The sequence below is a fragment of the Buttiauxella sp. BIGb0552 genome, assembly GCF_004366275.1.
Lineage (GTDB): Bacteria > Pseudomonadota > Gammaproteobacteria > Enterobacterales > Enterobacteriaceae > Buttiauxella > Buttiauxella gaviniae.
Window position 1 is genome coordinate 372,514 of the sequence record NZ_SODY01000004.1, and the last position, 20,875, is coordinate 393,388.

The 20,875-nt window shown below is 48.6% G+C and carries 19 protein-coding genes; 8 read left to right on the top strand and 11 right to left on the bottom strand.

Going from position 1 to position 20,875, the window contains the following annotated elements; translation table 11 throughout:
- Nucleotides 1-6: 6 nt before the first annotated feature.
- The 6 genes from EDF88_RS13900 to EDF88_RS13925 all read right to left on the bottom strand — a co-directional run bounded on the left by EDF88_RS13900 (nt 7) and on the right by EDF88_RS13925 (nt 8,100).
- Nucleotides 7-1,815: an extracellular solute-binding protein gene (locus EDF88_RS13900; protein WP_134185214.1), complete on the bottom strand. Its 1,809-nt coding sequence runs from the start codon at nt 1,813-1,815 to the stop codon at nt 7-9.
- 155 nt (nt 1,816-1,970) lie between these two features.
- Nucleotides 1,971-3,548: a cyclic di-GMP phosphodiesterase gene (locus tag EDF88_RS13905; RefSeq protein ID WP_083962903.1), complete on the bottom strand. Its 1,578-nt coding sequence runs from the start codon at nt 3,546-3,548 to the stop codon at nt 1,971-1,973.
- Nucleotides 3,549-3,784: 236 nt separating this feature from the next.
- Nucleotides 3,785-4,351, bottom strand: a complete 567-nt coding sequence (gene mepS, locus EDF88_RS13910) for a bifunctional murein DD-endopeptidase/murein LD-carboxypeptidase (protein ID WP_034458689.1) — start codon at nt 4,349-4,351, stop codon at nt 3,785-3,787.
- A 422-nt stretch (nt 4,352-4,773) separates the two neighbouring features.
- On the bottom strand, nt 4,774-5,481 hold the full coding sequence (locus tag EDF88_RS13915; protein ID WP_134185216.1) for a phosphatase PAP2 family protein: 708 nt from the start codon (nt 5,479-5,481) through the stop codon (nt 4,774-4,776).
- A gap of 41 nt (nt 5,482-5,522) precedes the next feature.
- Nucleotides 5,523-6,503: a GTP-binding protein gene (locus tag EDF88_RS13920; protein ID WP_134185218.1), complete on the bottom strand. Its 981-nt coding sequence runs from the start codon at nt 6,501-6,503 to the stop codon at nt 5,523-5,525.
- A 133-nt stretch (nt 6,504-6,636) separates the two neighbouring features.
- Nucleotides 6,637-8,100 (bottom strand): mannitol dehydrogenase family protein, encoded by a 1,464-nt coding sequence (locus EDF88_RS13925; RefSeq protein ID WP_134185220.1) that lies wholly within the window; start codon nt 8,098-8,100, stop codon nt 6,637-6,639.
- A gap of 211 nt (nt 8,101-8,311) precedes the next feature.
- Here EDF88_RS13925 and uxuA point away from each other — a divergent pair, with 211 nt between their 5' ends.
- The gene (uxuA, locus tag EDF88_RS13930) at nt 8,312-9,505 is read left to right on the top strand and encodes a mannonate dehydratase (protein ID WP_064512545.1); all 1,194 of its coding nucleotides are present in this window, start codon (nt 8,312-8,314) and stop codon (nt 9,503-9,505) included.
- A gap of 77 nt (nt 9,506-9,582) precedes the next feature.
- On the opposite strand, the gene EDF88_RS13935 is transcribed toward uxuA, so the two are convergent.
- The gene (locus EDF88_RS13935) at nt 9,583-10,005 is read right to left on the bottom strand and encodes a DUF2000 domain-containing protein (protein WP_134185222.1); all 423 of its coding nucleotides are present in this window, start codon (nt 10,003-10,005) and stop codon (nt 9,583-9,585) included.
- A gap of 164 nt (nt 10,006-10,169) precedes the next feature.
- Here EDF88_RS13935 and EDF88_RS13940 point away from each other — a divergent pair, with 164 nt between their 5' ends.
- On the top strand, nt 10,170-10,634 hold the full coding sequence (locus tag EDF88_RS13940) for an Lrp/AsnC family transcriptional regulator (RefSeq protein WP_064512542.1): 465 nt from the start codon (nt 10,170-10,172) through the stop codon (nt 10,632-10,634).
- Between the two features lie 75 nt (nt 10,635-10,709).
- Here the strand turns inward: EDF88_RS13940 and yeiP are convergent, their stop codons facing one another.
- Entirely contained in the window at nt 10,710-11,282 is a 573-nt protein-coding gene (gene yeiP / locus EDF88_RS13945) for an elongation factor P-like protein YeiP (protein WP_064512540.1), read from the bottom strand.
- 167 nt (nt 11,283-11,449) lie between these two features.
- Here yeiP and EDF88_RS13950 point away from each other — a divergent pair, with 167 nt between their 5' ends.
- Nucleotides 11,450-11,704 (top strand): YkgJ family cysteine cluster protein, encoded by a 255-nt coding sequence (locus EDF88_RS13950; RefSeq protein ID WP_074391982.1) that lies wholly within the window; start codon nt 11,450-11,452, stop codon nt 11,702-11,704.
- On the opposite strand, the gene setB is transcribed toward EDF88_RS13950, so the two are convergent.
- Complete coding sequence (gene setB / locus EDF88_RS13955; RefSeq protein ID WP_064512539.1) at nt 11,701-12,882, bottom strand: sugar efflux transporter SetB; 1,182 nt, start codon at nt 12,880-12,882, stop codon at nt 11,701-11,703. The two genes, EDF88_RS13950 and setB, sit on opposite strands and share 4 nt — an antisense overlap.
- Before the next feature lie 371 nt (nt 12,883-13,253).
- On the opposite strand from setB, the gene fruB reads away from it, so the two are divergent.
- Genes fruB through fruA form a run of 3 tightly spaced genes read left to right on the top strand, consistent with a single transcriptional unit; the run spans nt 13,254 to nt 17,033 of the window.
- Nucleotides 13,254-14,387 carry a fused PTS fructose transporter subunit IIA/HPr protein gene (gene fruB, locus EDF88_RS13960; protein WP_134185224.1) on the top strand — a complete coding sequence of 378 codons (1,134 nt, stop codon included), beginning with the start codon at nt 13,254-13,256 and terminating at the stop codon, nt 14,385-14,387.
- The gene (gene fruK / locus EDF88_RS13965; RefSeq protein WP_064554903.1) at nt 14,384-15,322 is read left to right on the top strand and encodes a 1-phosphofructokinase; all 939 of its coding nucleotides are present in this window, start codon (nt 14,384-14,386) and stop codon (nt 15,320-15,322) included. Before fruB ends, fruK begins: the two co-directional genes overlap by 4 nt.
- A gap of 16 nt (nt 15,323-15,338) precedes the next feature.
- Nucleotides 15,339-17,033, top strand: coding sequence for a PTS fructose transporter subunit IIBC (gene fruA / locus EDF88_RS13970; RefSeq protein WP_134185226.1), 1,695 nt, complete (start codon nt 15,339-15,341; stop codon nt 17,031-17,033).
- 89 nt (nt 17,034-17,122) lie between these two features.
- Here the strand turns inward: fruA and nfo are convergent, their stop codons facing one another.
- Nucleotides 17,123-17,980 carry a deoxyribonuclease IV gene (gene nfo / locus EDF88_RS13975; RefSeq protein ID WP_134185599.1) on the bottom strand — a complete coding sequence of 286 codons (858 nt, stop codon included), beginning with the start codon at nt 17,978-17,980 and terminating at the stop codon, nt 17,123-17,125.
- 77 nt (nt 17,981-18,057) lie between these two features.
- Entirely contained in the window at nt 18,058-19,107 is a 1,050-nt protein-coding gene (locus tag EDF88_RS13980) for a YeiH family protein (RefSeq protein WP_134185228.1), read from the bottom strand.
- 157 nt (nt 19,108-19,264) lie between these two features.
- On the opposite strand from EDF88_RS13980, the gene yieE reads away from it, so the two are divergent.
- Both yieE and EDF88_RS13990 read left to right on the top strand, forming a co-directional pair.
- The gene (yieE, locus tag EDF88_RS13985; protein ID WP_134185229.1) at nt 19,265-20,131 is read left to right on the top strand and encodes a DNA-binding transcriptional regulator YeiE; all 867 of its coding nucleotides are present in this window, start codon (nt 19,265-19,267) and stop codon (nt 20,129-20,131) included.
- Between the two features lie 70 nt (nt 20,132-20,201).
- A complete protein-coding gene (locus EDF88_RS13990; RefSeq protein WP_134185231.1) occupies nt 20,202-20,753 on the top strand; it encodes a hypothetical protein in 552 nt (183 codons plus the stop codon).
- Nucleotides 20,754-20,875: the final 122 nt, after the last annotated feature.

Sequence of the window (20,875 nt, forward strand, 5' to 3'; positions counted from 1 at the left end):
ATTCCCTTAACGCCTGTTAGCTGGTAATTGTGCGGCTTTATTGACGTCGTACCACCAGGTATCAAACCCGGTTGCGTATAACGGATGAATAGCCGGCTTTGAAAACTTGTTCCACCATGCGAAACGATCTGCGGCCATGTACCACATCGGGATCATGTAGTAATTCCATGTCAGTACACGATCCAGAGCCCGGCCTAAGGGAAGCAGTTTTTGTTTATCGCCTTGATTAGCCACAATCTGAGAAATCAGTTCGTCAACCACCGGGCTTTTCACTCCGGGGGAGTTATATGTGGAATCAACATATTCTGAAGCCCATGCGATTTGCACGTCAGCGCTGGGATATGGCATGGCGCTGTAAAGCGTTGGTATCATATCGTAGTCCCGCTTGCGCATGCGGTTGGTGAGTTGCGAGTTGTCGACCTGGCGAATCTCCATCGTGATCCCCAGCCGTTGTAAATTATGCTGGAATGGCAAAACCCATTGTGTGTTACCGGTAGCCCCTATTAGCAATTCGAAGGTGAAGGGTTTACCTGTTTTAACATTGACGAGCTTCTGGTCTTTCAGCTCCCATCCAGCCTCTTTTAACAACGTCATGGCTTTGAGCAGGTTTTCTCGGTCAAAACCATTGCCGTTCGATTTTGGCGGGTTATAGATGCTGGTGAACACTTCTGGCGGTAAATCCTTTTTCATGGGCGCCAGCAGGATGAGTTCATCTGCATGTGGGTAATCACGAGCGGCATATTCCGTATTCTGGAAATAACTGTTTGCCCGGCTGTAAGCACCATAGAAAAGCGCTTTGTTCATCCATTCAAAATCAAAGGCCAGGCCAATCGCTTCGCGCACTTTCCGGTCTTCAAAAATTGGGCGCTGAATGTTAAATGCCAGCCAGCGTGCATCCTGCGCTGCATCGTTGGGTTGTTCTTCTTTTACGATGAAATGGTTAGCAAAATTCTTTCCTGTGTAGCGCGTGGCCCAGTTTTTGGCTGAAACTTCATTACGAAAATCGAACGCACCGGCTTTGAAAGCTTCGAAAGCGACGTTGTCGTCGAGGTAATAGTCGTACCGAATAGAGTCAAAATTCCAGCGCCCCCGGTTAACTGGCAAATTTGCAGCCCAGTAATCCCTGACACGTGAGTAGGTGATGTATTGCCCCATGCGCCAGGCCGTTATTTTGTAAGGGCCACTTGCCAGAGGGGGAGCAGACAGAGGATCGCTGAGTTTATGATTCTTCCAGAATTTTTCAGGGAACACGGGTAGTGAGAACAAACCTAACATTCGTTCTTTACTGGGTGTTGCCAGTTCAATGCGTACCGTTAAAGGGGCAATAGCTCTCACTTTTGCGCCCTTATAAACCAGACGAAATTGCGGTACGCCTTCGGTCATAAATTTATTGAAGGTAAAGGCCACATCGCTGGCTTTTATGGGCGTCCCATCATGAAAACGCGCCTGCGGATTAATTTCGATTTCAGCCCACGCAAAGTTATCGGGGTAGCGCGCCATCTCAGCGACCAGCGGGTAGTAGCTTCCCGGCTCATCATCCGAGTTGGTAAAAAGCGTGTCATATAGGGTTTCGGTGCTTACACCAGGATTGCCGCGCAGAGCATAGCGGTTGAAGTTATCAAAGGTGCCAATGGCTGATAGCGTGATATCCCCGCCTTTCGGAGCCGCAGGGTTAACATAATCAAAATGAGTGAAGTTGATGGCGTATTTAGGTTCCCCTAAAACGGCAAAGGAGTAGCTTTCCTTGATGTTTTCAGCAAGGCCTGGGGCTGCAATCAGGCAAAGGCTCAGCAGGGTGAGAATGCGGGCAAACATCGTATAGATCAATCCTTGTTGGGGGGAGCTTACCTAATTGTTTCATCCCGAAACAATATCAGTGTCCAGGCAACGCCCCGCCGCGTTATAACGCCATGATGATAAATCATAAGTTATAGCTGCCATACTTCAAGCAGCATTGGTGTTCGCTGGGATCAAGCAAGCTCATCGTAGGTTTTTTGCTGACCGCCCCATGACTGCAATTGCTCAAGAGTGAGTGGGCGGGCGAAATAGTAACCTTGTAAATAATTTACCCCTCGGTCAATTAACCATTTGGCTTGCTCAGGTGTTTCCACACCTTCTGCAACCGTCGTCATGCTTAGCTTGCGGGCAAGGGTTAATACGGCGTCAAGTACTGGGGATGTTACAGTTTCTAAACCTATAGAATTAACAAAGCCACGATCGATCTTCAGATAATCCAGCTTAAAGCGTTCCAGATAGATAAGTGCGCTGTGCCCGGTGCCAAAATCATCGACTGCAGTTTGAAATCCTTGCTCATTCATCCAGGTAAACAGGCAGCTGGCTTCATTTTCTTTCACCATATCTCGTTCAGTGATTTCGAAAATTAACTGGAAATGATGAGGGGGCAATGAGGCGGCAAAGGCTTGAATATCTTCTTTAAAGGTTGGTGAATGTAAATGGCTAGGAGCCAGATTAACGCCGAGGCGCGCACCAGCCGGTAAGATATGCTGGAGCTTTTTGGCATCGCGTGCAATCAAGTCAAACAAATGGCGGGTTAGGGGAACGATCAATTGCTGTGCTTCGGCGAACGCGATAAACGCATCGGGAGGAATAGGCCCTGCAATTGGGTGGTTCCAGCGCATCAATACTTCTACGCCTGACATTTTTAATTCTTTGGCATCAACTACCGGTTGATACACAACATAAAATTGCCCGCGTTTAATCCCCATCAAAATCTCTTTACCGGAACGAAGGCGCACCGTCAGGAAGTAGGCACATAACGCACCACCGAGTATGCCGAATATGAGCCCGGTCAGAATCGAGATTTGAATGTCTTCTACAGGCCAGGTTTTGCCATACAACGCTATCTTGATGGGAAAATCTTCCATGGATATTACGCGCGTAGGATGCTTCGGGAGGTTCGCAGCATTCATCACATTGCTGGATATTGTGGTTAGCGCTTTATCGCCAGCGATGATCGCCATCGACACCATATCGCTCTGGCGAGTAGTGAATAATAGATACGGTGTAAGATTTACGTTCAGGGTGGCGAAAACCCCACGCCCCTCAATTACCGGATTTTTAAACCATGCGGCAATAGTCGGCTTACCGGGCATCATTGGGGTACCGAGCATGATAACCAAATCGATATTTTTATTGATATCGATATCCGGGGAGAGCTGGCTCATCTCCATCAACATGCTGCCCGTAGCCGAAGAACAGTAGGCGTTGCCGTTACGAACTAAAACAAAGGCGCGAACGTTAGCGTTAAAGGCTGCGCGCGAAGTCAATTCGCCGGAGACTTGATGGCAGTCTGAAAGAGTTAACGGTTGAATGCCGCTGATGGTCGACTGGAGGTCCTGGAAAAAGATGCTGAGATATTCACGCATATCTTCAGTAAGTGTGTCGTAGCTGGCTTCACGCTTGCTGTGCAATGTCAGGCTAGTTATTCCACCAATCAATAGCGCGGCAAGCACGCCGGCCAAAATACTGAAGGCGGCTATTTGCCGGACAGAGGTAAAGTAACGTGAGAAAATATTTTTAGAAAACATGTATGAATGGTTCCTGCAGGCGCAAGAGACTGATTGTTTATTTGCGTTTTTTTGGACTATAACGCAAAAACGATCGATACGTCATAAAGTTTCGAACGAAAACTATCATCATTTTAGAATTATTTAACTGGATGAATTTTAGGCAATAAAAAACGCTGCATAAGCAGCGTTCTTTTGTCTCGTCATATTGTTGTCTTGCAGAACAGCCAAGGGAGTAACCGTCTGCAAGGTGCGCATTAACTGCGGCTCAATACACGTCGCGCTTCGTTGTAACGCTTTTTCCAGTAAGGCTCATCCATGCTCGAAATCGTCACACCACTGCTGGTGGAAGCATGTACAAACTGGTTGTTACCGATATAGATTCCAACATGTCGTCCCGTTGAACCCGCACGGAACAGAACTAAATCGCCAGTACGTAATTTGCTACGCGAAATCGATTTACCTGAATCCTGCTGTTCAGAAGTTGAACGAGGCAACTCTAAACCAAATTGTTCACGGAATGTGCGCTGCACGAATGCAGAACAATCAATGCCGCTTCTATTACTACCACCGAGGCGATAACGAACGCCTTTCCAACTTGCATATTGATCCATAAGACGTGATTTCACATCTACATTACGGACCATCTCTTCGAATTCATCCTGAGAAGCTTGCAGTAAAAAACCATCTTTATTGCCGACTGCATGCGTCTCAGAATGCATATTTGCGGTGTTTGTCGAACTACATGCTGACAGCATTACTGCTACAGCAACGGCGGGAATTACCCGCAAGATATATCTCAAAATAGGCTGAGACTTGACCATTATGTTTGTTATCCCTTGATGTCCTTTACGATAAATATCGTTATACAAAATACCAACGTGACGAGACTAATTTACCTGCGCGCCTTGAGACAAACGTTAATGAACAAAACTGTGGCTTGTCGCACAAAATTATCCACATAACAAATGAATTGGGCATCAGCGCAAAACGTATTCGAGGTTACCTCATCAAATCAGGCATGGCGAGCGGTTTTCTCTGAAATTTTATAAGAAATTGTGATGTTAAAAGGTAAAAAGTAATATTGCATAGTTGTTAACCAGAACTGTTGCTTATCTGTGCAGGTACTTCATTTGTCTAATGAAGATGACAGGTTAAATATTACACGCTCCATGCAAGTGTCTAAAAAATAGACAGCAATCATTTCTGGTTTCTGATGATTGCTGAAAATAATGTTTATTTGGTGTTATTGAATTGTTCTTTTTTTGCAAGGTAAATAACGATCCAGAAGATTAATTAACCCATCGCTTAATGGGGTTAATAGAACCCAGGGCAACCCAACGAGAGCAATAGATAACGAGCCGACGAAGATATCAGTGAACCAATGTGCGCCAATCATCATGCGTGGCATGATGAAAATCAGGAAAATAATTACAGCAATAGCAAACGCTTTTTTGCCGAAATATCGCAGCATGAAACCGGTGAAAATCAGCAGCATTAATCCATGATCACCAGGGAAACTGTCCTTAGACGCATCTTTAGTCGGGAAATGCAGCAATTCGCTGACACGGTAAATATCCGTAAAATAGAGCGTTGGGCTGACGTGAGATTCGGGAATCAAATGGCCAAGTTGATTGATAATGATTGCGCAAAATAACATCACAATACCCATGATGAACATGCGTCGGCGGCCTGTTGCTGACTCTTTGCGCCAGTAACAGAAAAACAGTGAACCCATCGCTAATAGCGAAATGCCATCGAACACCCGATTATTGGTCACGGCAACAAATACCAGGAAGGCGTGACTCTTAACCAACTCGCGGTTAAAAAAATGGAAGATCCCGGAGTCGAGGTTAAACCAAAAACCATGCCCCTCGGGCAGGTACCAACTAAAAAATAGTGCTAATCCAAGTGCATTGAGCACAAGGATGAGAGGTAATCGAATATTATTCATACGAAATCATTAGATATTTTAACAAAGACGAAAGGGTAGGCTCACAAACTTAAACGTAGCTTCAACAATGAAGTTTGTAGCGCATTCCAGTCAACGTCACCGCTATGTATTAACTCTATGCGGCTGTCAGGTGGTGCGGCATTTTGCGTTTCAATATGGAAATCAAGGCCCTGACGGTTGATTCGAACCAAACCTTCCGCAATACGCAGTACACCTTTGACGCGGTCGACAGGAGCAAGTCTAGCCCATTCAAGAATCCCTACTGTGTCAAATAGTGTGTCGGCATCAAAAATCCATCCGCAACCCACGTAGCCTTGGCCACTGTTGATGCTGCGCCGCCAGCGTTGATGTTCAGGCAAACTTAATGCCGCTAGCCCACGTTTTGCTGCATGGCTGTGGTTATGATCCGGACTGGATGGCACCTCGCGCAGGTTTTGGCGTGGTTTATCAAGAAGGCTAATATCGATATGACCATTTTGTGCGGTAATCATTTCCCGCCCAGCCCCCTCACGCAGCCACCACTCGTTAAGAGCCGCGCGGCTTTCATCGCTGGCACGGTCTTCTTTATTTGCAATGACGATATCAGCGGCAGCGAGTTGATCGCGGAAATTGTCATTATTGACTGCCCGCTCATCAAGCAACTGACGTGGGTCAAGCAGACACAGAGTAGCGTTGAGTTCGATCCAGGGTTGGTAAACTTCGGCGGTCAACATATCGAGGATTTGTTTTGGGTGACCAAGCCCGGTCGGTTCAATGAGCAGACGGTCAGGTTTGCCCTGGCGAAGCAAAGTATTGAGCCCTACCTGCATCGGTAGTCCATTTACACAACACATACAGCCGCCGGGGATTTCTTTCAGCAAAGCACCGCTGTCGGCTAATAACGCGCCGTCGATTCCGACTTCACCGAATTCGTTGACCAGCACAGCCCATTTTTCATGCTCGGGCTTATTGGCAAGTAAATGCAGAATGGTGGTGGTTTTACCGCTACCGAGGAAACCGGTAATCAGGTTGGTTTTAGTCACAAGTGCTCCGGACAGGTTGAGTGAACCTTACGTGATGTTCAATTATCACTATCCTGAACAACAATTACCAAAAAATGAAGCCCGGACGGCTCCACATCCTTGTGAAGCGGGCTTAAAGGCATTGATTGTTAAATTAATCGATAAGGTTTGCGACCGTTGCTCGCGCACCTTTGCTGCATAACTCATTCCATGCAGCGGTAATACGCGCGACGAATTGTTCATCAGCAGGCAGGTCACTGCCAAAGATTTCATGCAGGCTGAGTAGGGCATGAACGCGTTCATTAACAGAGCTGTTTGCGACCAGCGTTTTAATTTTTTCAGCTAACGGATCGCGAATATCAATTTCGTTGCCCGCGTCGTCAATACCGCTGACATAGCGCATCCAGGCGGCAACTCCTAATGCCAGGCATGGCCACTCATCGGCTTGTTGCAGATGCCAGCGAATACTCTCAAGCATCCGTTGTGGCAGTTTCTGGCTACCGTCCATCGCAATTTGCCATGTGCGGTGCTTCAGCGCCGGGTTGTCAAAACGCTCGAGCAGGTTATGGGCATACTGCTGTAGGTTTACGCCCGTAACGCGCAGTGTTGGCGCTTGTTCCTGCATCATTAAACGATGCGCCGCCTTGCGGAAATTCTCATCTGCCATGCAATCATTAATATGCTGATAGCCGGCGAGGTAGCCGAGATAAGCAAGGAAGGAGTGGCTGCCGTTCAACATGCGTAACTTCATTTGTTCCCATGGCATCACGTCGTCCACCATTTCGACGCCAACTTCTTCCCATGCCGGGCGGCCTGCAACAAAGTTATCTTCAATGACCCACTGGATAAACGGCTCGCCAGCAATGGCGCAGGGATCTTCTACGCCCAGCGTGTCAGTAATTTCCTGCAATGACTCAGGTGTCGCCGCAGGAACAATTCGGTCAACCATAGTGCTAGGGAAGGTGACATGCTCGCGAATCCAGTCCGCTAATTCCTGGCTGCGAGTTTCCGCCATCCCAATAACCGCATTGCGTACGACATGGCCGTTGTCGGGAATGTTGTCGCAAGAAAGTACGGTGAATGGTCGCAGTCCACGTTCGCGGCGACGATTAAGTGCCTCCACCAAAATGCCCGGAGCCGAATGCGGTTCTTCAGGGTTTTGCAGGTCGTGAATAATACGCTCGTTACTGCTATCCAGTTTCCCGGTCGCCGGGTCGATGCAATAGCCCTTTTCAGTCACAGTAAGGGAGACAATCGCAACTTGTGGCTCGCAGAACTTTTCAATAATGGTATCCAGTCCATCGAGTTTTGCATTCAGGCATTCGTTAACCGCGCCGACAATAATCGCCTGATTACCTTCACGACCTTTTTCCAATACGGTATACAAATGGTCCTGTGCACGCAGCGCACTCATTAGTTTATCGCCGCTAAACAGACTAATTTCACAAATGCCCCAGTCTCCCCCCAATTTATTGAGTACCCGGTCGGTCAGCAGCGCCTGGTGTGCGCGGTGAAACGCACCAAAACCAAAGTGGACGATGCGAGTTTTTAACGCCCGGCGGTCATAATTAGGCTGTTGAATATCGGCAGGTAACGTGACTGAAGCAATTGTGTTCATAAAATGCAAATCCTGGTTAACTAATTGGTAACATGGCTCAGTCTAAAGTTATATGACAGCAAATTAAATTGGTCTGCTGTCTTTATCCCTTTAATGTGAGCTGGATCAACCAATATCATTGCAAAATTTGACCGTAAGCGAGAATCCGGTATGGTAGTAGTCAATACAGCATTCTAGAATTGGTATGACAACTTAAACTGAGGAACTGTCGATGGAACAAACATGGCGTTGGTACGGCCCAAAAGACCCGGTATCTCTGGATGATGTGCGTCAGGCGGGCGCGACCGGTGTCGTTACTGCTTTGCATCACATCCCAAATGGTGAAGTTTGGCCGGTTGCTGACATCAAAGAGCGCCTGGCTGTATTGGCGGAAAAAGGTCTGACCTGGTCTGTAGTAGAAAGTATTCCGGTGCACGAAGAAATTAAAACTCACTCCGGCGACTTCGATAAGCATATCGCAAACTACCAGCAAAGCATTCGTAACCTGGCAGAATGTGGCATCGACACCGTGTGCTACAACTTCATGCCGATTCTGGACTGGACACGTACCGATCTGGAATATGAATTGCCAGATGGTTCACGCGCTCTGCGTTTTGACCAGATTGCTTTTGCAGCATTTGAGCTGCACATCCTCAAGCGCGAAGGCGCTGAAGCTGACTACAGCGAAGAAGAGCAGCGCCAGGCGCTGGGCTACTTCAACAATATGTCTGATGCCGAAAAAGAAAAACTGACCCGCAATATCATTGCTGGTTTACCAGGTGCGGAAGAGGGTTACACCCTTGACCAGTTCCGTGCACGTCTTGCTGAATATGACGGCATCAGTAAAGAACAGCTGCGCGAAAACATGGCGTACTTCCTGCGTGCCATTGTTGCGGTAGCGGAAGAAGTAGGTGTTCGCCTTGCAGTTCACCCGGATGATCCACCGCGTCCAATCCTGGGCCTGCCGCGTATCGTTTCTACTATTGAAGATATGCAATGGCTGAAAGAAACTGTCGACAGCATCTATAACGGCTTCACCATGTGTACCGGTTCTTACGGCGTTCGTGCCGACAACGACCTTGTTCGCATGATTGAAACCTTCGGCGATCGCATTCACTTTACCCATCTGCGCGCAACTTGCCGCGAAGATAACCCGAAAACCTTCCATGAAGGCGCGCACCTGCAAGGTGATGTGAACATGGTTGCGGTAGTAAAAGCGATTCTGACTGAAGAACAACGTCGTAAAAACGCCGGCGATCTGCGCCCGATCCCGATGCGTCCGGATCATGGACACCAGATGCTTGACGATCTGCACAAGAAAACTAACCCAGGTTATTCAGCGATTGGTCGTTTGAAAGGTCTGGCTGAAGTTCGCGGTGTGGAACTGGCTCTGAAACAAGTTATGTTCCCAGATTTGCTGAAGTAAGCTGAACAATATTGATGTAAAAAATTGATGTAAAAAACGCGCCTCCTGGCGCGTTTTTTTATGGCTGCAACATAAGCCTATTTATACAGGCCCAAGTTCCCTGTGAGCCTGGTGATTTTTTTCTTCGGCCCAATTAACCCTATTGCTACCAGTTCAATATGATTGCTGGATACAGCAGAAATACGTTCCCCATATTCATCGTATGTCTTACATGACTGCGCCAAAGCGCTGAAGGGCATCGTGTAAATCTCTTCGTCTGTTTCAGCAATGTTGAGCAGCTCCTGTATATAAGTGCCTGGTGCCAGGAGAATCGGCAAAGGGGCATAAATAACGCCAGGATAATTGACGGCATCTGCACTTTGCATGTCAGGACCCACCAGATTTTCTACCGTATGGCCGAAACTCATACTAATAACGCTGGCTGCGTTGATGGCAAGCCCAGGGCTCAGGTCTTTATCAATAATAATCGTGCTTCGATGTTGGCTGGCGTCAAACTTCATATTTTGTCCTCGCAGGGGAATCTGAAATGGCTCATGGAGTCGCTCTTTGTGAACAATATAATGCAGGAAGCTCACGGGAAATTGCTGCCTAAATAGCTTGAAAAATGGACAAAATAGGGCAGGATTGACCCGTTTATAATCTAAAATTAAAAGGAACTGACCAGATGACCTTAAGCACAACAGACGTAAAGATTCTGGCTCTCTTACAAAATGATGCGCGCATGACGAACCAGTCTGTAGCCGATTCAATTGGGTTATCAGCCTCACCTTGCTGGCGAAAAATACGCAAGCTTGAAGAAGACGAAGTGATTCAGGGTTACCGCGCAGTACTTAACCGTCGCAAGATCGGCCTGGCAGTGATGGTGTTCGTTCGTGTCACCATAGACAGCCACAGTGAATCAGAAGCGAAGAAGTTTGAAGAGGAGGTCGCGGCTCTTGAGGATGTGGTTGCATGCTACAGCATCGGTGGCGATGCCGATTTCTTATTGCAGGTCGTCGCGCGCGATCTGGATTCTTATGCGGACTTTGCTATGTCAGTGGTGCGTCGTTTGCCGGGGATTAAAGAAATGCAGAGTATGTTTGTGCTAAAGGAGATCAAACCCTTGGTAAGTTATCCCATTAAGAAATAGCACAAATATTTTTCCCAAAATAAAAACCCGCCGAAGCGGGTTTGGATGTCTGTCGGTTAAACCGCAAAACAGGTATTAGTCTGCACGACCCATAGAACGCTTTTCAGCGATATGGATGCGGATCTTCTCACCAGTCACCATATATTCTGGAACCTGAATAACCAGGCCAGTCGACATTGTTGCAGGCTTGGTACGGGAGCTTGCTGACGCGCCTTTAATGCCAGGGGCAGTTTCAACAATTTCCAAGTCCACAGTTTGTGGCAGTTCAAGCGCCAGCAACTGGCCATCCCAGGTCAGAACTTGCATGTCTGGCATGCCGCCTTCCGGAATGAATTGCAACTCTTCTTCAATCTGGTCTTTGGTGAAGATATACGGGGTGTAATCTTCTTTATCCATGAACACGTACTCGTTGCCATCAATGTATGAGAAGTCAACGTAACGGCGGGTCAGAGTGATGGTGTCGACAATATCATCACCTTTGAAGCGCTCTTCAACTTTCTGGCCAGAACGGACATCAGAAAAACGCATTTTATAAAGCGTTGCTGCGCCACGGGCGCTAGGTGCCTGGATATCGATATCTTTAACAATCAGCAGCTTGCCGTTGTAATTAAGTACCATACCCTTTTTGATTTCATTAGCTCTTGGCATAGGTGTTTCCTGTAAAAAATTGAGGAGCGAAAATATTGCGTCAAATTACTCGGGAGGCGTCTTTCAGGCAAGCGGATTTCATTGCAGATAGTGCATAAATCTACGTAGTAAAGCCGCACTGCTACTGCTAGAGTCCTGATCCTTGTCAGCCCACTGGAGTATTGTTGATGGACTGTCGTCCCGATTGCGGCGCGTGTTGTACCGCGCCTTCTGTATCAAGTCCTATTCCTGGCATGCCAGATGGCAAGCCCGCTGATACTCCATGTGTTCAGCTTGGCGCAGATATGCGCTGTAAAATCTTTCTTTCGCCGCTAAGACCAAAGGTTTGCGCAAACTTGCAACCGTCGCGGGAAATGTGCGGTACAACGCGCAAGCAGGCCATGGATTACCTGATCTATCTGGAAGCTGCGACTGCGCCCTAGATATCTTTAATTTTCATCATGCAATAAGCGGTGATGGCTATCATTCCCAGCGCGATATAAAACACCGTGTGGTAGTTCCAGATTTCGGCGACTACACCGGCCATCGAGCCGGCAATAATCCAACCGACACGCGTCGTATTGGTATATAGCGTGGTAGCCGCTCCCGCCTGTCCCGGCATTAAATCCTGAAAATACAACATCCCAATACCTGCCAGAATGCCGATGAAAATAGCGTTCAGCAGTTGCAGGCCCAGCAGCATGAATTCGTTATGTAACGTCAACATACCAATGTAGAACAGCAGACCTGCGACTCCCGCAATACGCATTAGAAAACGCTTACCAAAACGTTTGGCGTAATAGCCCGCGATAAGCATGGTTGGGATCTCAAGCCCGGCGGCTGTCCCCATCATCACTCCCGCCAGCTTCTCCGGCAGATGTAATTCATTAATGATGTAAAGCGGCATATTAATAATGTAGAGACTGTTACAACCCCACATCATTGTGCAGGCGACGAATAGCAGTAGGGCATCACGGCGGTTACGGCGCGGAGCTTCAAGCGTGGTGGATTTAGTTACCACCTCTTTACGCATTGATGGCAGGAGCAGCCGTACCATCACGCTGCAAACCACAAATGCGAAGGCCGCGCTCAGATACATAGTGGTAAAACCAAAACCTAAAGCCAGCGCGTAGGCGATAGGCGGGCCAATCACCCATGCAAGGGAGACCTGCGCACGCAAAATAGAGCTGAACATCACCGCTTCACGGCCCGTACTGTCAGCGTGTTCGCGCGCCAGGGCAAACATCTGTGGGTTAGCAGTGGAACCAAAGCTGCTGAGGAAAACGCCAACAAACAGCAACACAAAATAGTTACGGTTCCACGCAAACAGCACGCAGGCTAATGCACCCAATAAGCAGCAGACAAAAATAAGCGATTTGCGATCGCCTTTTCTGTCAGAACGCCCCGCAAGAAACTGGCTGACCAAAATACCGATGATGGCGCTGCCAGTGAAAAAGAAACCCACCATCGCAGGACGAACATGGACTTCTTCCGTCAAAAACAGGCTCAGAGTTGGGGTTTGTAATGCCCCCGCAATTCCGGTTAAAAAAGCTACAATCAAAAAGGCGGAAGAAGTTAAGTCAAGGGGCTTGCGTGTTGCTGCTATGGGGGAGTTTTGCATGCTCTCAGTGTCGGCTGGTCAATGAACGCGCGGATTTTACGCGCCTTGCCTGGAAATAAACAGTTGTTCAAATCAAAAGCGACACGAAAAGTTAAAACGCTGTTCCTGGCTATGTTCAGCAAAAGCTGATGCTTATAAATTGTCTGCTGAACGTACCGTGATGCTGCTCACTTTTTCGGCTCCAATGGGAGTGAAAATGTGCGTAACCTCTAAATTCTGGTAACGAAAATACAACATATCTTGCCTGAATCGCGGAGGATCTCCACACTACTTGAAACGTTTCAGCGTCGTCTTATTTAGTTTCAGGAGTGGGATGGCGCATTTTTTCTCATTGCAGCTGAATCGTTTCAATTCAGCAGGAGAGGAGAACCATGTTCCAGTTATCTGTGCAAGATATTCATCCGGGCGAAAGTGCCGGAAATAAAGAAGAAGCCATACGTCTGGTTGCCACTGCGCTCGCGCAGGCAGGGAACGTCAGTATTGGCTATGTAGAAGGTATGCTGGCTCGCGAGCTGCAAACCTCCACTTACTTAGGCAACGGTATTGCTATCCCACATGGCACTACTGATACCCGTGATCTGGTATTGAAAACCGGCGTTAAGGTGTTCCAGTTTCCACAAGGAATCGAATGGGGCGAGGGCCAGAAAGCTTACATTGTAATTGGCATTGCAGCTCGTTCTGACGAACACCTTGGTTTACTGCGTCAGCTGACACATGTGCTCAGTGATGACGAAGTTGCTGAACAACTCAAAACCGCGACTTCAGCAGAAGAGCTTCGCGCATTGCTGATGGGCGAAAAACAATCTGCATCTTTGCTGTTTGATAACTCATTATTAGCGCTGGATGTTACCGCCACCGACCTGATGACGCTTCAGGCATTAAATGCCGGGCGCATTAAACAGGCGGGTGCTGCCAACTCTGCTTTTGTAAGCCACGTAGTTTCCAGCAAACCACTCTATCTCGGGCAGGGTATCTGGCTTAACGACAGCACCGAAGGCAACCTTGCGAGTGCTGTGGCAATCAGCCGCCCAGCATCAGTTTTTGAAGCAGACGGCCAACCGGTATCGCTGTTGATGACGGTTGCAGTGGCCGACGACCAACCCTTACAAGTTCTCAATCGCCTGAGCGACATGTTGATAAACAACAATGCTGACCGTTTGCTGAACGCAGATGCACCTGGGTTGCTGACGCTGCTGACCACTGATGTCCCAGCTGAACAAAATAGCCTGAGTGCTGATTTCCAGATTCGCAATGAACATGGTCTACACGCCCGTCCTGGTACGGTGCTGGTGAATACCATTAAACAATTTAATAGCGAGATTACCGTGACAAACCTTGATGGAACCGGGAAGCCAGCCAATGGTCGCAGCCTGATGAAAGTCGTCGCACTGGGCGTGAAAAAAGGCCACCGCCTGCGCTTTACGGCCGTAGGTGAGGATGCTGAACTTGCGCTGCAAGCCATTGGTGAAGCGGTTGCTGCCGGTCTTGGTGAGGGGGCAGCATGAGTCGTCGTGTCGCAACAATTACGTTAAACCCGGCTTACGATCTGGTCGGTTACACCCCGGAAGTTGAACGTGGTGAAGTAAACCTCGTGCGTACAACGGGTCTGCATGCCGCCGGTAAAGGGATTAACGTTGCTAAAGTTCTTAAAGATCTTGGCATCGATGTCACGGTAGGTGGATTCCTGGGTAAAGATAACCAGGATGGTTTTCAGCAACTGTTCAGCGAGTTGGGTATTGCCAACCGTTTTCAGGTGGTGCAAGGCCGTACCCGCATCAACGTAAAACTGACTGAGAAAGATGGCGAAGTGACCGACTTTAATTTCTCAGGCTTTGATGTAACTCCTGCAGATTGGGAGCGTTTTGTTGCTGATTCCCTGAGCTGGCTTGGTCAGTTTGACATGGTGTGTGTCAGTGGCAGTTTACCTGCCGGCGTTTCACCTGACGCTTTCACTGACTGGATGAAGCGTCTGCGTAGCCAGTGCCCTTGCATTATTTTCGACAGCAGCCGCGAAGCATTAGTCGCAGGTCTGAAAGCCGCACCGTGGTTGGTTAAACCAAACCGCCGCGAGCTGGAAATCTGGGCTGGTCGCAAATTGCCAGAGATGAAAGATGTGATTGAAGCTGCCCATGCACTGCGTGAGCAAGGAATTGCGCATGTGGTGATTTCTCTGGGTGCCGAAGGTGCACTTTGGGTTAACGCATCGGGTGAGTGGATAGCGAAACCGCCAGTATGCGAAGTCGTCAGTACCGTTGGTGCGGGGGATTCTATGGTCGGCGGGCTTATCTACGGCCTGTTAATGCGTGAATCTAGCGAACATACCCTGCGTTTAGCGACGGCAGTGGCTGCGCTGGCTGTAAGTCAGAGCAATGTCGGAATTACAGATCGTACTCAACTGGCGGCTATGATGGCCCGTGTTGATCTGAAACCATTTAACTGACAGCAGGAGAGGAACTATGAAAACGCTGCTGATTATCGAACCAGGTCTTGGGCAAGCTCGTGCGTACCTCGCGAAAACATTGCTGGGTTCAGCCGCGCAAAAAGCGCGCTTGCAGATTATCGACAATCCGAACGATGCCGAAATGGCAATCGTTGTGGGAACCGCTATTCCTGCCGATAGCTCGCTGAATGGCAAAAAGGTATATCTGGGTGATATTGACCGTGCAGTTCAGCACCCGGAACTGTTTTTAGGTGAAGCGAAAGATAAAGCGAAGCCTTATACCGCTCCAGCTAGTGCTGCACCGGTCGAGCTGGCTAAAGGGCCAAAACGCATTGTTGCAGTAACTGCTTGCCCAACGGGCGTCGCGCATACCTTTATGGCTGCTGAAGCCATTGAAACCGAAGCGAAAAAACGTGGCTGGTGGGTAAAGGTTGAAACACGCGGTTCGGTTGGCGCAGGTAATGCAATTACCCCTGAAGAAGTGGCTGAGGCCGATTTAGTCATTGTTGCGGCCGATATCGAAGTTGACCTGGCAAAATTTGCTGGCAAACCGATGTATCGCACCTCAACAGGTCTGGCACTGAAGAAAACGGCACAAGAGCTTGATAAAGCAGTTGTTGAGGCAAAGCCTTTTGCAGCGACAGGGCAGAGTGCAGCCAGCGCGAATGAAGGAAAAAAAGAGTCGGTAGGTGCTTATCGCCATCTGTTAACCGGTGTTTCCTTCATGCTACCAATGGTGGTCGCGGGCGGTCTATGTATCGCGCTGTCATTCGCTTTTGGTATCGAAGCATTTAAAGAGCCTGGTACATTGGCTGCGGCACTGATGCAAATCGGTGGTGGTTCAGCCTTTGCGCTGATGGTGCCGGTTCTGGCGGGTTACATTGCGTTTTCTATCGCTGACCGACCAGGCCTGACGCCGGGTCTTATCGGCGGTATGTTGGCCGTTAGCACCGGTTCTGGTTTTATCGGCGGGATTATTGCGGGCTTCCTCGCAGGCTACGTTGCTAAGATGATTAGCACTAAGCTGAAACTGCCACCAAGCATGGAAGCATTGAAACCAATCCTAATCATTCCACTGTTCTCAAGCCTGATTGTGGGTCTGGCGATGATTTATCTGATCGGTACGCCGGTTTCGAAAATCCTCGAAGGTCTGACTCACTGGCTGCAAACCATGGGCACCGCGAATGCGGTACTGTTGGGCGCAATCCTTGGCGGTATGATGTGTACTGATATGGGTGGGCCGGTGAACAAAGCGGCTTACGCATTTGGTGTCGGGTTACTCAGTACCCAAACTTACGCACCGATGGCCGCCATTATGGCTGCAGGTATGGTGCCACCGTTGGCGATGGGGCTGGCAACATTTATTGCGCGTCGTAAATTCGACAAAGCTCAGCAGGAAGGCGGCAAAGCAGCGATGGTTCTGGGGCTGTGCTTTATCACCGAAGGGGCTATCCCGTTTGCAGCACGTGATCCAATGCGTGTTCTTCCATGCTGTATCGTTGGTGGTGCGGTGACTGGTGCAATCTCCATGGCCGTAGGCGCTAAACTGATGGCTCCACATGGCGGCTTGTTTGTTCTGTTAATCCCAGGTGCGATTACCCCAGTTGTGGGTTACCTGATTGCGATAATTGCTGGAACATTACTGGCGGGTCTGTCTTATGCCTTCCTGAAACGTCCGGAAGCAGAAGTTGCGGTCGCGAAAGTAGCGTAATACTGTTCAAGTCTTCAAGGTCGGATTAGCGGAGCGACATCCGACATTCATTCAGGCTCCCTGCAGGCATCTGCAGGGAGCTTTTTCATTTATACAGTCGCTTCTTCGTGCTGTTGAGCTTTCAACCAGGCTATCTCTTCAGCCCAGATATCCGGGTTCGTCGTCTCCAGAATTAGCGGAATCCCATCGAAACGGTTATCACGCATGATCCAGGCAAACGGCGTGTGGCCAATATTGCCTTCACCCAGACTGTTATGGCGGTCGACACGGCTCCCAAAAGCACTTTTCGCGTCATTAAGGTGCATGCCACATAAATATTCGAACCCAACAATTCTCTCGAATTCTGCGAAGGTATTTTCGCAGTCTTCTTCGGTGCGCAGGTCATAACCTGCTGCAAAGGCGTGGCAGGTATCAATACACACACCGACTCGGGATTTGTCTTCTACGCCATCAATAATTGCGGCCAGATGCTCGAAACGAAAACCGAGGTTGCTGCCCTGGCCCGCTGTGTTTTCAATCACCGCAGTCACGCCTTCGGTTTTATCCAGCGCGATGTTTATCGACTGAGCAATGCGGGCAAGGCACTCTTCTTCAGGGATTTGCATCAGGTGACTGCCGGGGTGGAAGTTCAGCAGCGTTAAGCCCAGCTGCATGCAACGTTCCATCTCATCAATAAAGGCTTCGCGGGATTTTTCCAGCGCTTCCTCAACCGGATGGCCAAGGTTAATGAGATAGCTGTCGTGAGGGAGGATTTGTCCCGGCCCGTAATGATACTTTTCACAGGCTCGTTTGAAATTGCTGATAACTTCGTCAGTAAGCGGAGCTGCACGCCACTGGCGTTGGTTTTTGGTGAACAGGGCAAAAGCAGTGGCTTCGAGTTCGTGCGCGCGAATTGCGGCATTTTCCAGACCACCTGCAGCACTGACATGTGCGCCAATAAACTTCATCATTCTTACTCCTGTCAAAACCCGCTATCGGGAAACGGACAATGATAGCGGGTTAGACAGGAATTTTCCGTACCTCTTTATGCCATCAGGTGATGGATACCAAGGTTAATTGCGCCACCGCCAACGATCAGCCAGAGAAATAGCACTAGAGCCATCAGCAGCGGGCGTACACCAGCTTTTTTCAGCGCGCTGAAGTGAGTGGTTAAACCCAGAGCCGCCATCGCCATTGCTAGCAAGAAAGTATCCAGTGTTATCAAAGCATTGACCGCCCAAGCTGGCAGTAAGTGCAGTGAGTTAAACATCGCAACCACAATAAACAGCACCGCAAACCATGGAATGGTGATTTTGCTTTTCTGCGCCTGGCCTGCCGGAGCCAGTTGTTTGACGCGAGCTGCCAGGAAAATCAGGAATGGAGCCAGCATCATTACGCGCAGCATTTTCGCAATGACTGCAGCGTTTTCAGTTTCAGGGCTGATTGCATGCCCCGCAGCCACTACTTGTGCAACTTCATGCATGGTTGAACCGGTGTAGATACCAAAGGCTTCCGGTGTGAACCATTGTGTGACGTACGGATAAATCATTGGATAAATGAAGATCGCAAGCGTGCCAAAAATCACCACCGTTGCGACCGCTACGGTTACTTTGCTGGCTTCGGCTTTCACAACCGGCTCGGTTGCCAGAATCGCCGCAGCACCGCAAATACTGCTACCGGCGCCAATTAACCAGCTGGTTTGTTTATCCAGACCAAACACTTTCTGACCCAGCCAGCAGGCGAGGGCGAAGGTGCTGGTTAATGTCAGAACATCAATAATGACACCGCTGGCGCCGACATCCGCAATCTGAGAAAACGTCAGTCGAAAGCCATATAAAATGATCCCAAGACGCAACAGATGTTGCTTGGCAAACAGTACACCGCCATCACAGTGTTGCCAGATTTTCGGGTAAAGCGTGTTGCCAATCACCATGCCGCACAGAATCGCGAGTGTTAATGCACCCAGGCCGAGGCCCGCAACGGAAGGAATGTTACCCAACCAAAGCGCCAGAGCCGTAATACTGGCAGCAAGAGCAAGACCTGGCAGAAAATGCCACAATGTATGTCGATGATCGGGAATTGATAGCGTAGCCATAACCTTCTCCTTTATGTACCCGTCATAGTTCAAGCTGCAGCTTTCCTGTAACTCGAACTGTCCTGGCTGTTGGCAAAAGAGTAAGGCCTGCTGGCTTAAAAATAAAATTGATTATATATTTATAATCAATCTGAATAAGTGTTAAGGCGTGTCCACTATGCATATCACACTGCGGCAACTTGAAGTCTTCGCTGAAGTCCTCAAAAGCGGCTCTACTACACAGGCATCGCAAATGCTGGCGTTGTCTCAGTCTGCGGTAAGTGCGGCGCTGTCCGATCTTGAAGGGCAGTTAGGCGTGCAATTGTTCGATAGGGTAGGCAAACGCCTGGTTGTCAATGAACATGGCCGTTTGCTGTATCCGCGCGTGGTGGGTTTGCTTGAGCAGGCAATAGAAGTCGAACAACTGTTTAAAGAGGATAACGGTGCCATTCGCGTTTATGCCAGCAGCACTATAGGCAATTATATTCTGCCGGAAATGATTGCTCATTATCGCCGCGATTTTCCAAATCTCCCGCTGGAAATGAGCGTTGGCAACAGTCAGGATGTGATTAACGCTGTTGCCGACTTCCGAGTTGATATTGGTCTGATTGAAGGGCCGAGCCATATGACTGAATTGGTGACCGAGCCCTGGCTGGAAGATGAGCTCGTCGTATTTGCGCCACCAAGCGCACCTTTATTGCAGCAGCCGGTCACTCTGGAAAGTCTTGCACAGCAGCAGTGGATCCTGCGCGAAAAAGGTTCTGGTACACGTGAAATTGTCGATTACTTGCTACTTTCTCATCTGCCGCAATTTCATCTCGGTATGGAATTGGGAAATTCGGAAGCCATTAAACATGCGGTGCGCCATGGTCTTGGCATCAGTTGCCTGTCGCGAAGGGTGATTGCGGAACAACTGGAAACTGGCTCGCTGGTGGAAGTGCCAGTACCGTTGCCGCGCCTGGTGCGTACTTTGTATCGGATTCACCATCGTCAGAAACATATTTCTAATGCCTTACAGCGTTTTTTAAAATATTGCGATGAGTAGCAGGCTAGCTGGATTCACAGGTGTTGTTTACAAGGCGTCCTTGTTTAAAATCAATTAAGACTTTGCTGTTTTGGGTATCCTGCTGCTCAGCAAACAGGCTGTTACCACCCTTATAGACGTCAGAGATTATGAATCAATGGATGTTAAAGAAACTGCATCAGCTCGCTACACCGACAACCTGAATCTTTATCGACTCTGTGCAAACTGTGCCGCAATTTTAACCATTGTTGTTGGCACGGGATTTTTACTGCTTGATATCGTTACAGTACACGGCATTGCAATGCAGTGGGTGATGTTGGGGGCCGCAGTAGGCACCACAATTTTATTGATTGGGAGGCGTTACTTTCCTCGATTTTGTTCAGCCTGTTTGCTGGCAAAGTTTCACTTTTCTAATGCCTATTTTGCCTGGAAAGGGCTTGATATCAGCCCTTGGTTTACGCTAATCAGCTCCACCTTTTTCTGCATGGGTTTTGTTGAATCGGTGCAGTCTATGCGGATTAAAAAGGGGCTGAATTCATTTTGGTTTGCGCAGCCACGTGTACTACCAACCATGCTAATTATTTTGACTGGCACTCTTTTGGCTATGATTTCTAGCGGTTACATATATAAACTCATTTTTTAATAAAATAAATTATACAATTGTTGTTAATTTAAAGTTGCCTGCTTGGTCTCGCAAGACATTAATAAATTATAAAATCAATATACCGTATTTAAACGGAGTTAATTTGTGATTTTATAAATTAA